9 protein-coding genes are annotated in these 15,636 nt (G+C 42.8%); 8 read left to right on the top strand and 1 reads right to left on the bottom strand.

Annotated features, from left to right (window positions below; all coding sequences use genetic code 11):
• Positions 1-1,908, bottom strand: a complete 1,908-nt coding sequence (locus tag G5B43_RS03555; RefSeq protein ID WP_165293312.1) for a heparinase II/III family protein — start codon at positions 1,906-1,908, stop codon at positions 1-3.
• 475 nt (positions 1,909-2,383) lie between these two features.
• On the opposite strand from G5B43_RS03555, the gene G5B43_RS03550 reads away from it, so the two are divergent.
• From G5B43_RS03550 to G5B43_RS03515, 8 genes are all read left to right on the top strand, one after another.
• Positions 2,384-3,796, top strand: coding sequence for a phosphodiester glycosidase family protein (locus G5B43_RS03550; RefSeq protein ID WP_165293311.1), 1,413 nt, complete (start codon positions 2,384-2,386; stop codon positions 3,794-3,796).
• Positions 3,797-3,849: 53 nt separating this feature from the next.
• The gene (locus G5B43_RS03545) at positions 3,850-6,930 is read left to right on the top strand and encodes a SusC/RagA family TonB-linked outer membrane protein (RefSeq protein WP_165293310.1); all 3,081 of its coding nucleotides are present in this window, start codon (positions 3,850-3,852) and stop codon (positions 6,928-6,930) included.
• A gap of 20 nt (positions 6,931-6,950) precedes the next feature.
• The gene (locus tag G5B43_RS03540) at positions 6,951-8,396 is read left to right on the top strand and encodes a RagB/SusD family nutrient uptake outer membrane protein (protein ID WP_165293309.1); all 1,446 of its coding nucleotides are present in this window, start codon (positions 6,951-6,953) and stop codon (positions 8,394-8,396) included.
• Positions 8,397-8,404: 8 nt separating this feature from the next.
• Complete coding sequence (locus G5B43_RS03535; RefSeq protein ID WP_165293308.1) at positions 8,405-9,901, top strand: DNRLRE domain-containing protein; 1,497 nt, start codon at positions 8,405-8,407, stop codon at positions 9,899-9,901.
• Positions 9,902-9,951: 50 nt separating this feature from the next.
• Positions 9,952-11,205 (top strand): glycoside hydrolase family 88 protein, encoded by a 1,254-nt coding sequence (locus G5B43_RS03530; protein WP_165293307.1) that lies wholly within the window; start codon positions 9,952-9,954, stop codon positions 11,203-11,205.
• 28 nt (positions 11,206-11,233) lie between these two features.
• The gene (locus tag G5B43_RS03525; RefSeq protein WP_165293306.1) at positions 11,234-12,463 is read left to right on the top strand and encodes a DUF2264 domain-containing protein; all 1,230 of its coding nucleotides are present in this window, start codon (positions 11,234-11,236) and stop codon (positions 12,461-12,463) included.
• A gap of 20 nt (positions 12,464-12,483) precedes the next feature.
• Positions 12,484-14,007 carry an alpha/beta hydrolase gene (locus G5B43_RS03520; protein ID WP_165293305.1) on the top strand — a complete coding sequence of 508 codons (1,524 nt, stop codon included), beginning with the start codon at positions 12,484-12,486 and terminating at the stop codon, positions 14,005-14,007.
• Between the two features lie 113 nt (positions 14,008-14,120).
• The gene (locus G5B43_RS03515) at positions 14,121-15,617 is read left to right on the top strand and encodes a hypothetical protein (protein WP_165293304.1); all 1,497 of its coding nucleotides are present in this window, start codon (positions 14,121-14,123) and stop codon (positions 15,615-15,617) included.
• Positions 15,618-15,636: the final 19 nt, after the last annotated feature.

Genomic DNA, 15,636 nt, shown 5'->3' with positions numbered 1-15,636 from the left:
TTATTTCTCATCCTCACCGGATAAATGTACGTTGATGTTTCCTCCATGCTCTTTTAGTGCAGCTGCCTCCATGCGGAAAGTAATTCTTTTCAAATTCGGAACCTGCATATCGTATTCGAGCGGAGGCGGATCTAACGAAGTTATTTTTTTTTCGGCGTTTAGTGGTGACAATAGCGTTACCGCTAAAGTTTTGCCATCTTGAGTAAGCAAAAAACCTTCGTTCGTAATTTCAGCTTCGGCTTGGGTCACCATGGCCCAAGTTACCGTTTCTGTCTTTGACGTTAAGGTCAATGAATCCATTATTTCCAGCCTTTCTTCGGATAATTTCCGGAACGTTCGGGTAGCGGCGGAAAGTTTGTCTGGAAATAATGGCCCGAGATCAAATTGACCCTGCGGGTGTGTCACAGAATCAACAAAAAACAGCAGTGTTGCGTTTCCGTTGGCCTGGTGCAGTTGATCGTTTACCGTAAGTGTGCTATGTCCAAAATTGTTTTTGCTTAATAATGTCCATCTTTTACTATCTTTGGTAGAACTCCATAGCCCTTTCAATCCAAGTTTCTCTTCCAGTTGTGTGTAGCCCTGTAAGCCTAAATCTACAGACCATCTTACGCCCTGAAGCTCAAAAATAAAAGATCCTGCGTCCATGTGGCCATGACTTATATTAGCTCTTCCGCCCTTTGCCGCTAGGTAAAAATTAGAAGAGGAATGTTTTCTGGATTTAAAGATGATCAAAGGATTGGGACCATCTCCTTTCCAGTTTTCGGGAAAGGCTTTTTGTGGTAGATCACGTGTTGCCGAGATCCAATGTAATGCCGCTCCGCTGAGTCTCGAAGCGAGTAGCTTGTCATGCCTCGCTTTTTTTGCCGCGAGCATAAACTCTTCTCGATTAAAGTAATTCCTATTTTTAGTTTTGCCGGCAAACCAGGCTAATAATTCATACTTCTCCAGTCCCCAGGCATTGGTCGTTCGGGAGTCAAAATAATTATAATATAATCCGGATGGTCCGGTCAGCATTTCCACAAACAGGGCACTTTCTATAAAACCAGGTATTTTTTCAAGTGCAAAATCAGTTTGAAAAGCAGATTGGAGGGCCGAGAGCATTAATAACGTATAACTGGTGCCATAAGCCCAATAGGAAGCACCCTCCGGATAGACACCATCAGGACCATATTGCGCCAAAGCAATGGGTATGTTTGCGATAGCCCTGTTCATAATTCGAGCAGCCAAGCCCGGATGTTCATCCGCCACAACGATGGCGGCAATCGTTAAGCCACCATGACAAACCTGATTCCAATTATTTTTGTTTTTTACCCAGCGGCTGTATTTTTCTTTAAAGCTTGGTTGTAGTGCTTTTTCGACCAATGCTTTCTTAGCCAGGGCAATGGTTGAAGGAGGGAGCTTCTTTAGTGACCAATCGAGACCGATGGATACACCATAAGCCATTTCGGCGACATCTAAGAAATGACTGGGATTCCAATCTGTGAAATTACACACCGCAATTATCTCCTCATTAAGTCTGGTTAGAAAACGCTTTTCATTAGAAACGGCAAAAACGGTTGACAGTATGCCCATTCTACTTAATGCATCCCTCGATACGGTAAGTAATCGGCGCCCCACCATTTTACGTTCTAAAATTGGTAAACTCAAAATAGACTCCGCGTTTTGGTACAGATAATCGTAGTAGGTGTTAACAATCGAATCCTTTTTAATTGCTTTTTTAATTTCGTTTAGTCGGCGCTTACTTAATATAATCTTAGGCTCATCCGTCTGGAGATGCTTGATAATCCAATTTTCGGAAATGGAGTCGGAAAATGAACTGTTGACGGCGCATGTAAATTCGTCGGCACGAGCCTGAAAAAAAAGGACGATGCTGAGGAACAAGATGATTAGGCTCGATATAATTTTCATCAATATAATAATAAGGACAGGTTTTTTATGATTCGAATCAATTTCCCTCGAAAATACCAATTATCGGTGTGCAGTCCAAATTTTGGCCTAACAATAATTTATCAACCAAAAATATAGGTTAGAAGTCCTGCCTTTTATTGAAAAAAATAGAGATAGAAAAAATATTTTGTGTTTTTTTTGTTGTTGTAATATTAGTTTTTATATTTGATACAATGTTTCGGTTACGTTACCGATTCGTTAATACAAAGATATAAACCAACAGCGATTTTTATAGGAAGCGTACTAGCGCGATGTATTGTCTGGATAATGACATTATATAGGAGACAGGGAGACCGGACAATAAAAAAATAGATTAAGAGGTTGTTTTTTGTGAAATCGGGTACGTTAACATTTATGGAGACACTGAGATAGCGAGAGAAGAAATCGCTATAAAGCAGTATAATAATTTGAGATACAAACCATAATAAATTTAAATATGTCTATCAAGAAGAAACTAAATTATTCCTACGTTGTGTGGTTGTTTTTCCTCACAACATCGTCGTTGACCACATCTTGCTGGAGCGATATGGAGAGCGTTCCACCAGCAGCATTAAAACCCGAGATTACTACCGTGCTTCCGGAGACCGGGGAGGCCGGTACGGTTATCACCATTGCCGGGGCCCGATTTGGAACAGATGCCACAAAGGTGAGGGTCCGGTTTGATAATACGACGGATGCCGCGGAAATATTATCCGTTTCGGATACGGAAATTAAAGTAAAAGCACCTGGTGGGTTTTCAGATAAAGCGGTAAATATTCAGGTGTTTGTGTCGGGTCAGCTCCTTCCTTCCCAATATGCGCAGTTTTATTATGTAGAAAGATTCCGGCCGGAAATCACATCTGTCCCAGCCACTACTTTTTATAATGCCGTATTGGTTATTTCCGGTATAAACTTTAGCCCAGTAGCAGAAGAAAATATCGTAAAGTTTGGTGACATCGAAGCAACCGTTACCGAGGCGAGTGAAACATCCTTAATAGTTTTAGTGCCCGATTTGGGTGATGTAACTTCTACAGATATTACAGTAGCCAGAGCTGATCTGGTTTCCAACGCCATGCCAATAGATATTAATTTGGATCAGAATACAATTGCTAAATATGATTGGGCTGCTACTCCGGTTAGAAACGGGATAGTCCATAAGACGGGTACATTTGCACTATTCGGTGATGTTCAACGGAGAATAAATGTCTTGGATGTAACGCTCGACGAGTCCAATGAATTGGCGATTGGTTTTTCGACAACTAATGCTTCTACCGTAAACATGATTGCTGGTTTAGGAGGAATAGCAGGTATCAATGCAGGTTATTTTCCGATATCCGGAGCGGTAGACAAAGACCCGTATATCAGAATAGACGGAGTTGAAGTGCAGGAGGGTACGTTGACCAGTGTTTCTACTCGTTTTGTTAATGCCGCGTTGACCATAAACAATAATATCGCGTCGGTACGCCATATTACTGGAAGCGGCAATCTGAACTTACAAGCTGCACAAATACCGTTCTCCGAAGCTGAAAACGTTATTGTCTGCGGCCCCATACTTTTTGTCGACCATAATCATCTCCAACAGGATGATAACCCCCACAATACGTCGTCTACGGCTAGAACGGGTTTAGGCGTCAGTGCAGATGGCAAACGCGTCATTATGGTGACCGTAGATACCGGCAATGGTGTAACGGGAGTGACCACCCCGCAGTTGGGACTCATCTTGGAAGCTTTAGGAGCGGCAAGTGGAATGAACTTCGATGGTGGCGGCTCAACGACAATGTATGCACAAGGATTGGGCAGTAATGGTCTTGTCAATCTTCCAAGCGGAGGTTCTCAGCGGGCAGTGAGGAGCGTGGTGTACGTAAAATAATATCTTTAAACAAGAATAAACCTAATAAACTAGCAACTATAAACAGTAGATATATGAAATTACAGATGAAAATTATCTTGTGTTTACTTCTTTTGTCGCCGATACTTCTTCACGCGCAATCCCTCTCGGTAAAGGGTACAGTCACCGATTTTAGAATTAACGAACCTATCGCGGGAGCCTCCGTAACCGTCAAGGGAACGGTCATTACGACTGTTACTAACCAAGACGGTGCTTTCTCGCTGTCAGGTGTTCCCAAGGATGCGACCCTTGTTTTTTCCTTTTTAGGAAGAGAGACACAAGAGGTGGCACTTAATGGCCAGACCACATTGAACGTCGAAATGCGGGAAACTGCAAGTAACCTTGACGAGGTCGTTGTTATCGGGTACGGTACACAAGAGAAACGGGATGTCACCGGAGCCATTACATCGATTTCGGCCGAAGACATGGAAACAAATCCTGGGGCAACGATTAACTCCGCCTTGCAGGGACGGATACCCGGTATGCAGATCGTGACCACTTCGGGGGAGCCGGGAGCAGGTTCGAACATCAAGATTAGAGGTGCGTCTTCAATCAATGGCGGTAGCGAACCGCTTTATATTATTGACGGGGTGCCGATGGAATCCTCCAATATTTCATCCATTGATGGCGATGCGACGTTTAGCCCCATAGCCAGTCTTAATCCCAATGATATTGAATCGATAGAGGTGTTGAAAGACGCCGCTTCAGGAGCTATTTATGGGTCGCGTGCTGCAAATGGAGTGGTGATCATCACGACGAAAGGTGGGAATAAATTTGGAGCAATTCGTCCGAGAGTAACATATGACCATACGTCGAGTATGGTGGCGGTTTCGAGAAAGCTAGATGTTATGAACGGAGACCAATTTAGAACGGCCTATGCCGAAGCTCGAGCCAATAACGGGCAAGGTATTACACAATTATGGGTAACCAATCCCTATCATCCGTACTATAATCGTACCACAGATTGGCAAGATGTGATCTTTAGACCGGCGTATCAAAGTCGGCACGACCTCGGTTTGCAGGGCAGCTCGGAAACATTCTCTTACGGTGTATCCATCGGCTATCGTGATCTTGATCCAGTCATGGTCGCTACTGGCTATAAGCAACTAAATATGCGCGGAAATTTCTCTTATAAATTATCTAGTCGGATATCTGCGGGAACTCGGGTATCGTATACCAATGTGGACTACAACCGTATACTTTCCTCAAGTAGTAATAACTACAGTGCTCTCCGGGCTGCATTGTTTACAAACCCGGTGTTTTCACCTTATGATCCACTTACTGGTGAATTGGTTGACTGGTTAGGTCAGCGGGAAATGAGAAACCCATTGGCAATGGCACAGAAAGTACCCATTAACTTCTTTCAAGATAGAATAACGTTGAATCAGTTTGTCTCGGCAGATTTAATGGAGGGTTTGACACTTCGAACAAGTCTCTATGCTAGTTTTGATAAAACAAAGCAATCGAGCTTCCAGCCAAAGACCTTCGATTCGGCCACCCCAAGAAGAGATTTTGGTAAATTTAGGCAGGGAGACGTGAAAAAATTCGTCAATGAAAATACGTTGTCATATGACAAAAAGATAGATAAGCATCGTATTGGTGTTGTATTGGGACAAGCTATAGAACGGGATTTTAGTGAAAATATCCGTTTGGAGGGCGAAAACCATATTGATTCGAAAGTAACACCTATACAAACAGCAGCACGTTTTACGTCGCTATCGAGAACCGAATCGGAACGTATATTACTTTCCTTTTTTGGGCGGGCAAATTATAATTATGCCAGTAAATATTTGGCGTCTTTTACAATCCGAGCTGATGGTTCATCCCGGTTCGGTAGCGATAAGCGGTTTGGTTATTTCCCTTCTGCCTCCGCTGGATGGCGTTTTTCCCACGAGCCTTTTATGCGCGGTATCAGAAGATCCTTTTTGACGGATGGTAAGGTGCGTGCCAGTATGGGGATAACGGGTAATCAGAGTATTTCCAATTATGCTTGGCAGGGAGAGTATTCAGCTTCTTCTGGCCGATATGATGGAAATGTAATTATTAACCACGCCAGTCTGATGAATACCAATTTAGGTTGGGAGACAACCACGCAGTACAATGCAGGATTGGATTTAACGTTATGGAAAGGAAAAGTCAATGTCACTGCCGATGCGTATCTTAAAAGCAGTAAAGATCTTTTGTTTGATTTTCCGATCAACTATTACACCGGATTTACCTCAGTAGCAACAAATTTTGGAAGTATAGAAAACAGAGGTCTGGAATTTCTAATCGAGACCGTAAACATCGATAAAAAAGTTCGTTGGGAAACAGGTTTCAATATTAGTTTGAACCGTAATAAGATTACACAGCTACCAAATGGAGACGATATACTCGTCAATGAGTATGCACTGGGTAGAATAGGGCAGCCTATAGGTGTGTTTTTTGCGCACCAGGCACTCGGTGTCTATGATCGGGACGAGAGTAATGTATACTTCGCGCCGGATGGCACACAGGGGCAATACCGTAGAGGTGCCGCTACCGGAGAGGTTTTCAAAGGCGGGGATATGATCTGGGCAGATTTAGATAATAATGGTGTTATTGATGATTACGATCGATCGATTATCGGTGATCCCAATCCAGATTTTATTGCTGGCTTTACCAGTAAATTATCCTATGAAAGCTTTTCGTTGAATATGATTTTTTATTGGTCACAGGGGAACATGGTGATGAATGAGTTGAGACGGCGTAGAAACCAAATGACATTTACTGGAAACCTCGGGCAAGATGCTATGAATCGCTGGCGGCAGCAAGGAGATGTGACCAATTTTCCAATGGTACGCTATGGTGATTCCATGCAGAATTTTAGACCATCTAATTTCAATATGGAAGACGGATCCTTTGTTCGCCTGAAAGAAATTACCTTGACTTATCGTGTACCTTCGGATTATCTTAAAGGTTTATTCATCCGATCGGCAAGTGCTTATATATCGGGTACCAACCTATTTACGTGGAGTAAATACAGTGGCTACGATCCGGAGGTTAACTCGTCTACAAATCCGTTTGTATCGGGCGTGGACAACGGTTCTTTTCCGAAAAGCCGATCGTATAATTTAGGGGTAAGGGTTCAATTCTAACATATATCAAAAATATAAAGATGAAAAAATTTATTTTATATCTCTTTCTCGGTGCAAGTTTGACGATATCTTCATGTAATATATTGGAAATTGAACCGACAACGTCGTGGACTGGTACAAACTTGCCTACAGAAGAAGCGCATCTATATGGCGTTTTATACGGTGGCTACGGTCGACTTCAGGCCGCTCTGCGTGTAAATTTCATGGTGTATGGCGATATGCGTTCGGAGGTCTACTTTAATAATGCATTCAATGTCAACATCGACAAAGTCGTTGCCAATAGATTGGACAACGGTATGTCACTTGCCTCTTGGAGGACATTTTATGAGGCGGTTAAACAAGCTAATATCGTTCTGAAATATACCCCAGAGTTGTTGGAACAGCGTATCATTACAGAGGCTGTAGCCAACGATCTGATGGGACAGGCTTATATTCTACGAGCTTATACCTATTTTTATCTCGTACGGATATGGGGAGATGTGCCGCTTGTCACGGAGCCGTTTCTTTCAAACAATGATTTGGTACCGTATGGTCGCGAATCACAAACTAAGGTTTTTGAGCAAATACATCGTGATCTCGAAGAGGGAGCGCTTAAGCTTCCTGCTTCAGGAACGAGCCGTACGGCATTTACGAGAGCTGCGGCTTACGCTATTGATGCACATGCCTATGCATGGGAACATAATTATGAAAAGGCTATAGAACGAATAGACTTGGTTTTGAGTAATTCCAATTATTCGCTTACAGCACTACATAGCACGGCGATAAGTGTGAACGATCCCAATTTTGTAGAGCGGGTACAAGCCACTGAATATGCTGGGATATTCAATAACGGACGAAGCAAGGAATCAATATTTGAATTGGCATTTAGCTTGGATGACGGAGACGATAATCAATATTTGACAAGTTATCTCTCGGGTGGGTTCCCTATCGTGAGGCCTCATCCCGAGTATGCAGAAACGTTTGACGATTTAGACTGGCGCGCTATCATAGCACACAGGTTCAATTCGAACGGTAACTACACGGTAACCAAATTTACAATCGGATTCAGCTCTGACGTAGACACGCGTAACATTGTCCTATTGCGACTAGCAGACCTGTACCTATTGAAAGCTGAAGCTATCGCTAATTTAGGAGATACAGATGATGACCGAAGGGCTGCCATGGATTTGGTTAATCAAATTCGCAATAGAGCCGGAGGTGTAGATTTTGAAATACCAGAGTCCGAATATCTTAATCGGGATATTTTCTATCCGGAATATTTGAAAGATTTCATATTGGAAGAAAGAAAGTTTGAGCTTACCTATGAAGGACAACGTTGGTTTGACCTGGTTCGTGCCGGTAAAGCAATTGAGATTGTTAAAGAACGGGTAGGAATCGATATTCACCCTTTAAGTCTGGTATGGCCAATTCATATCGAGGAGATCAGAAGAGGTGAAGGAGTAGAACAGAATGAATATTATAAATAAGTTTTAAGATGAAAAAATTAGCCATAAAAATGCCTAACAAACTTATTTTAATGTTAGTACTCGGTGTCACTAGCATGTGGAGTTGTCAGGATCTGATCAAGGACTATGAGTTGGATACCAATCCAGATTTTTTGAAGACCATGACGCTAGTGGATTATATCGAGCAAGGGCGCGATACCAGTTTGACGTTATATGCGGAGGCGATCGAGTACGCCGGTCTCACCGAACTAATCGCTAAAGGTGAACAAACTAGGGTCGTACCGACTAATAATGCAATTAGGACACTGCTGGCATCTGCCGGAATATCAAATATAAGAGATCTTTCTCCCAATGTCGTTAAAGGGCTGTTTTCCTATTTGATATTTCCGGGTACATTTCGGTCTATTGACTTGGATGAGAATGAAACAATTGAAGGAGAGACGTTGACTGGTGACCCCTTATACCTAACACGACTCATTTCTTCGACAGATAGGTATCGTGTGGTCGTCAATAACTCGGCTCGGCTGGCAACGCCGCCCATTGATGTTATTCGGCAGGATTATGTTTTTATGGATGGTGTAGCGCATGTGGTGGATTATTTTCCAACTTATCAACAGCTCATGACACCGACGGATTCCGTTCCGGATGATGTGGATTACAGCGAAGCACAGAAAGATACGATATGGGTGACGGATGACGCGCACGCATATGCAGGGGGCAGAAACAACAATTACAATTCTGGTGTTAATCAACTCGTGTCCAGATCTGGACAGTATAGATATACATTTTTTAAATTTAATACGCTTCCTATTGACTACGTAGATGACTTAACCTCGGCAAAGCTACATTTCTTTGTCAATACCATCAACGGATCGAATTTTGTTCCATTTTGCGCCGTGCATGAAACGACAGATGACAATTGGACGGCGCCGACTTTGACGTATAATACGATGCCTGGATTCGGGCCAGAGCTAGTAACAGCGGAGCTTGCCTTGAATTGGAATGAGATCAATCTAACAGGCTACATGCAAAACGTCTATAAAGATGAAAAACCAGTCATTTCTTTAGGACTTCAACTTCTTAATGGCCAAAATATTACATCGTCCAGCGTGCAGATAAGGAATAGGGAGGCCTCCAATGGTATTTATACGCAATTTATTAGTTTGATGGGGCCGATTCCAAGCGAATTGATCCTTCGTCATAATGAGCCAATTGTTGTTGCTAACAACGGTATAACGATACTCACAAAGGATCATTTTAGTATGGCAAGCTACCAATCATCAACGTATACTTATTCTGACAATAACATTATTTTTTCGCTAATGGAAGTTCCGGTTAATGGTACGTTGACAAAATATGGGCTCCCTATGACGAAATTTGCACAATTTACGCAGCAAGAATTGGCACGTGGCGCTATAAAATATGTACATAATGGAAGCGGTAATGATAGCTTCCAGTTGAAGGCATTGGATTTTATTGGCGGTGTTTACGAGGAGCTTTTACCGGTTACGGTCACTGTCCAGTAATCGTTTTTTAAAAATCAATAACTAAAAAATATAGAAAAATACAATATAAAATGAAGAGACTATTTAGTGTATCGGCTATCCTTTTAATTCTTTCCGTTTCTTGTGCGCAAAAGAAAAATTTAGTAAAAGCAGATCCGCACTTATTGACGATTATAGACAACAGTTTGCAGCAAGCTGTAGGTCAATATAAATATATGAAGTCATTGACGGACGAAGATCGATTTCCTAAAAATTATGAACACGGACGTTTAGTGACGAGTAGTGCGAGGGACTGGACGAGCGGTTTTTATCCCGGTACATTATGCTATCTGTACGAATATAGTCAAGACAAGGAATTATTTCAGGAGGTCGAAAATAAATTGACTTCTTTGGAAAGCCAAAAAGACAATAAACGAACGCACGATCTGGGGTTTATGATGTATTGTAGTTTTGGCAATGCCTATCGCCTTACGCAAAAAGAGGAGTATAAAGACATTCTCGTGCAGTCGGCAAAATCGCTGGCGAGCAGATACAATCCCAAGGTCGGTAGTATTCAATCTTGGGACCGTATCAAGTCTTTTGTCAGTGATGAATACTGGGATTTTCCAGTCATTATCGATAATATGATGAATTTGGAATTGCTGTTTTTTGCATCCAAGGCCACGGGTGATGCTCGTTTTAAGGACATCGCGGTTAAGCACGCTGAAACAGCCATGAAAAATCATGTGCGACCAGATTATAGTTCGTATCATGTGGTGGCATACAACCCCGAGACGGGAGCCGTGGAAAGCCGTAAAACCTATCAGGGTTTTGCGAACAATTCTACTTGGGCGAGAGGCCAGGGTTGGGGGATATATGGATTTACGATGGTATACCGCGAAACAGGAGACGAACGTTTTCTGAAGACGGCACAGGGAATGGCAGATTTTTTCCTTGGCCATGAAAACCTGCCGCAAGACAAGATCCCCTATTGGGATTTTAATGCCGGTGAGCCTAATTTTCCGTCCAGCTGGGCTTACGATGCTTCAAAATATCCTGTAATACCTCGGGATGCTTCTGCGGGTGCATTGGTCGCTTCGGCGCTGATTGAACTTTCGGGCTATTCGGACAAGGAAAAAGCAGATAAATACCTACAGGCAGCAGAGACAATGATCAGGTCACTTTCTTCTCCGGCGTACACATCTGCTCCGAAGGAAAACGGTGGTTTTATACTTATGCACAGTGTGGGGAACCTAACGAAAGGAAGAGAAGTGGACGTCCCGCTTTCTTATGCCGATTATTATTATGCCGAAGCCATGTTGAGATATAAAAACTTATCGAAATAATAGAAAACCATAGTATTTTAAAAGAGTTATGATGAAGAGCGTCTTGTGGATAGTTATTTTTTGTTTTTTTTGGGGCCCCTGCCATTCATATGGGCAGGGTGATATGCCAGATGGTAAAGCGCAGCGAGCTTATTATGTGCAAACTTTAGTGCGTATCGCGGATCCTGTATTGGATGCATTGAGCAAGAATGAGTTGAAAAAAAGGATGCCTTTGGAGGCTAAATATCCAGATACCCGTCGAGATTTCATGCATTTGGAAGCTTTTGGTCGGCTACTGGCAGGGATGGCACCTTGGCTGGAGTTAGGTCCTGACGATACCGAAGAGGGCAAGCTCCGCAAAAAGTACATAGATCTTTCCTTGACAGGAATTCATCATGCTACCGATCCGAAATCTCCTGATTTTATGAACTTCACCGAAGGAAAACAACCGTTGGTAGATGCGGCTTTTTTGGCCCAGGCGCTGTTACGGGCTCCTCATCAATTATGGGACAATTTGACAGAGGGTACGAAAGAAAATGTTTTAAATGCTTTGCGTTCGACGAGGGGAATCACACCGGGATACAATAATTGGATATTGTTCAGTGGTATTATTGAAGCTGCATTACAACAATTTGACCGTTCGGGAGATCTGATGAGAATAGATTATGGCGTTAGGCAGATGTTGGCTTGGTATAAGGGGGACGGTATCTATGGAGACGGTCCGGAATTTCACTGGGATTATTATAATAGTTTCGTTATTCAACCTATGCTGTTAGAGATTCTGCAGGTATTGAAAGAGAACGATCTTGATCCGGAAAATAATTATGATCTCGTATTAAAGCGAGCGAGCCGGTATGCGGCAGTACAGGAAAGGTTGATATCCCCCGAAGGTACCTATCCCTTGCTAGGCCGTTCGATACCTTATCGCTTTGGAGCCTTTCAGTTGTTGTCTAAAGCGGCACAGTTACAGTTTCTTCCTGCCAACGTTACACCCCAGCAGGTGAGATATGCGCTTTACACCGTAATCAAAAACCAAATAGAGGCTCCTGGTACATTTGACAAAGATGGTTGGTTGCAGATCGGGTTTTACGGACATCAACCCGAATTGGCTGAAAATTATATCTGCACGGGTAGCTTATATTTATGTTCGCAAGCTTTTCTCGTTTTGGGACTTCCTTCTTCAGATGTTTTTTGGACAGGTGAAAATGTAGACTGGACCTCGAAGTCGGCTTACAAAGGGAAATCTGCACCAATAGACAAAGCGTTGCGAAATAAATAATGGAAGATAAATTTAGGAAGATGAGACGATTTATAGACAAAAAAAGAGGTGGTAGAAAGGGACATCTTATTGCACTTTTGAGTTTGGCAATTTTATGCTGCTTCTCCGCAGCCACGACCGCTGCCGGGCAGCCCCAAACTGCTGGCGAGGATATTCAAGTCCATCGTAATATACGATACGGGGAGAAACCAAAGGGAATTGGACAGGATACGACCTCTGACAGGACGTTAGACCTCTATTTGCCGGAGAACAGAGCGGGTAAATTACCCGTTTTCATGTTTGTGCACGGTGGTGGTTTTGCCGGTGGCGATAAAGGCAATGCGGGTACACAAGCTTTTTGTACAAAGCTTGCCAAGCATGGATTTGCAGTGATTTCTATCAATTATTACCTCACGCTAAAGCACGAGAAAACTGCTGGAGCCAGTTGTACAGCCAATATGTCCAAGGGGCTGCCGACAAAAGGCTTTCATCCAAAATTGCAAGAGGCCGTTAAAAATGCTTCCAACGATGCGCAATTGGCACTGCAATGGATAAAAGACAATACGGACGTCTATAGATTTGACCTGTCGTCGGTTGCTATATCGGGAGGATCTGCAGGTGCAATGACCGCTTTATACACGGCGTATGCCTCGGGCCAGACAATACTACCCATCCAGGCGGTAGTCAATTTATGGGGAGGTTTGGAGAATTCAAACCATATCAAAAGTGGGGCACCAGCATTACTTACTTATCACGGTGACCAAGATAAATTGATCCATGTAGACTATGCCTATGATTTGGAGAAGAAAATGAAGGAGATCGGTAGCGACCTATCCGAAACACACGTCTTTCAAGGTAAAGGACATGCTATCTACAATTATATAACTGCCGAAAAAACCGAAGAAATTGTCGGCTTTTTGAAGAGTGTACTCCAATTGGATAATGTGAAAGTGCAGCGTATCGGAACAGTACAAGGGCTGGATGTTACCGAAGACGAAATACAACGAGAAATGCGGAAATATAGGGCAGAGGTATTTCGTCTCGTGGTCCAAAAGAACGGACTGAAAAATTCAGGAAGTGCTTTTTGGCAAGAATCACAAGTCGATGGCGTAAAAGCGATAGACATTTTGCGCGCGAAAGCCATAAGCGCTCTGACCACTATCAAGGTACAGGAAAAGATGTTGGTCGAAAGAAATCTATGGCCTTACACGAGCTATCCGGAATTTCTCGCTGACCTACGTCGCAACAATGAAAGCCGTCGTAACACCGTAACGGATAACCAGGTGATGTATGGGCCAGTGGAGTTTGACGAGCAGACATTTTTTGATTATCGGTTTAATAATGCACTGATTCAGTTAAAGCATCGATTGGTTGCCGAAGGTGTCATCGTGATTACGGAGGGCGATCTGGAAAATAAGTTTAAGAAGCTACAGGAAACCGTTTACAACGACGAAAAATATACGTTGAAGGAATTCACTCGTCAAGTCAGAGATGCCTATATAGAGGATGCTTACGCTGCTTTGGTTGCTATAAATACGAAAGCTGCAAAAATCGATATTAAATAGCGAATACAGCATTCCCGTACACAAGATTATAAAACAGTAAAAAGATAGTTTAGATGGTTACTTTCAAATTTCGTTATTTTATTTTCAATTCCTTGTTTTTTTGTATGTTATGTATGATTTCCGGTACACTGTCGGCGACTGTCATCACCACGACCGTGTACATTGATTCGGAGAGGGGCAATGATAAAAATGATGGTCTTTCTGAGGCGACAGCTTGGCAGTCATTGACTAAAGTAAATGCGGCAACGTTTGGCCCTGGCGCCAAAATATTGTTGAAAGCAGGGAGTATGTGGGTTGGACGACTACATCCGAAAGGATCGGGCGCTGAACAGCATCCAATTGTAATAGATCAGTACGGAGAAGGTAATAAGCCACTAATAGACGGGAATGGGATGACGGGCAAAGGTGTGGTCTATTTGTACAACCAAGCATATTGGGAAATAAATAATCTCGAAATAACGAACGATGCCGACACACCCGGCGATAGAAGAGGGATAGAGGTGAGTGCAGCAAATGGTGGATTGATCAATCATATTTATTTGAGAAATCTGCATATTCATCATATTAAAGGAATAATTGGAAACGGGCATCCCGAAAAGCGAACAGCGGGGATCTACATTACCACCGTAGCAGATGATATAAAACCGACACGCTACAACGATATTTTAATAGAGAACTGTCATATCCATCATGTTCAAAACCAGGGTATTGCAACGAGTCACGAAAAAGGCGTGTTTGATTATCCCGAGGGAGAAAAGTGGGAAAATAGAAAAATGACAAATCTGATTATCCGAAATAATGTGATTCATCATATTTCCAAGAATGCAATGATAATCCGGATGACAGAGGGCGGTTTGGTGGAGCGTAATCTGTGTTATGAAACGGCAACGGATATCACCGGAAATACCATTTTTTCCAGAACGGTTCGCGGCACCGTATTCCAATATAATGAAGGCTTTCTCAATCGTTCTCCCGATGCAGACGGGAGTCTGTACGACCCCGATATCAACAGCCCCGGCACCATTTGGCAGTACAGCTATAGCCATGACAATGCGCACGGACTGGTATGGTTTTGTACGCATAAGAGAGATGATGGTATTATTGTGCGGTATAACCTGAGTCAGAATGACAAGGGAGCATTAGTTTATTTTAACTATGCTTTTTCGGGAGCGTCCGTTTATAACAACGTGTTTTTTATCGGCGAACATGTGTCACCAGTCATCATCCGTGAACGATCAAATACGGATCACACCTATAGCTTCCATAATAACATTATCTACAACAAGAGTGAGGGGGCTACGTATCGGTTTGCGCTTCCAGGTTACAAAGCGATTCAGAACAGAACGTTTGGTCATAATGTTTTTTACGGAAATCATCCTAAAGGAGAACCAGATGATCCGGCTAAAATCACGGAAGATCCATTATTCGTAGCTCCAGGACTAGGAAGTATTGGCTTGAATACATTGGACGGATATAAGCTCAGGAAAGGATCACCGGCACTGCGCTCCGGTAACGTCATACCTAACAACGGTGGTATAGATTTTTATGGCAACAAGGTAGACAGTAAAAAAATACCCAATAGGGGACTATATGAAGGACCGGGACTTTAGGAATGTAAGAACATAACAA

Origin of the sequence: Sphingobacterium sp. SGR-19, from assembly GCF_011043555.1 — a bacterium.
In the GTDB taxonomy this organism is placed as follows: Bacteria; Bacteroidota; Bacteroidia; order Sphingobacteriales; family Sphingobacteriaceae; genus Sphingobacterium.
Note: the sequence above shows the minus strand (reverse complement) of the source record. Positions and strands in the feature narration are given on the sequence as shown.

Bases quoted from the DNA above. Each gene is read 5' to 3' on its own strand.
- G5B43_RS03555 (WP_165293312.1), bottom strand. From the start codon at position 1,908: ATGAAAATTATATCGAGCCTAATCATCTTGTTCCTCAGCATCGTCCTT.
- G5B43_RS03550 (WP_165293311.1), top strand. From the start codon at position 2,384: ATGTCTATCAAGAAGAAACTAAATTATTCCTACGTTGTGTGGTTGTTT.
- G5B43_RS03545 (WP_165293310.1), top strand. From the start codon at position 3,850: ATGAAATTACAGATGAAAATTATCTTGTGTTTACTTCTTTTGTCGCCG.
- G5B43_RS03540 (WP_165293309.1), top strand. From the start codon at position 6,951: ATGAAAAAATTTATTTTATATCTCTTTCTCGGTGCAAGTTTGACGATA.
- G5B43_RS03535 (WP_165293308.1), top strand. From the start codon at position 8,405: ATGAAAAAATTAGCCATAAAAATGCCTAACAAACTTATTTTAATGTTA.
- G5B43_RS03530 (WP_165293307.1), top strand. From the start codon at position 9,952: ATGAAGAGACTATTTAGTGTATCGGCTATCCTTTTAATTCTTTCCGTT.
- G5B43_RS03525 (WP_165293306.1), top strand. From the start codon at position 11,234: ATGATGAAGAGCGTCTTGTGGATAGTTATTTTTTGTTTTTTTTGGGGC.
- G5B43_RS03520 (WP_165293305.1), top strand. From the start codon at position 12,484: ATGAGACGATTTATAGACAAAAAAAGAGGTGGTAGAAAGGGACATCTT.
- G5B43_RS03515 (WP_165293304.1), top strand. From the start codon at position 14,121: ATGATTTCCGGTACACTGTCGGCGACTGTCATCACCACGACCGTGTAC.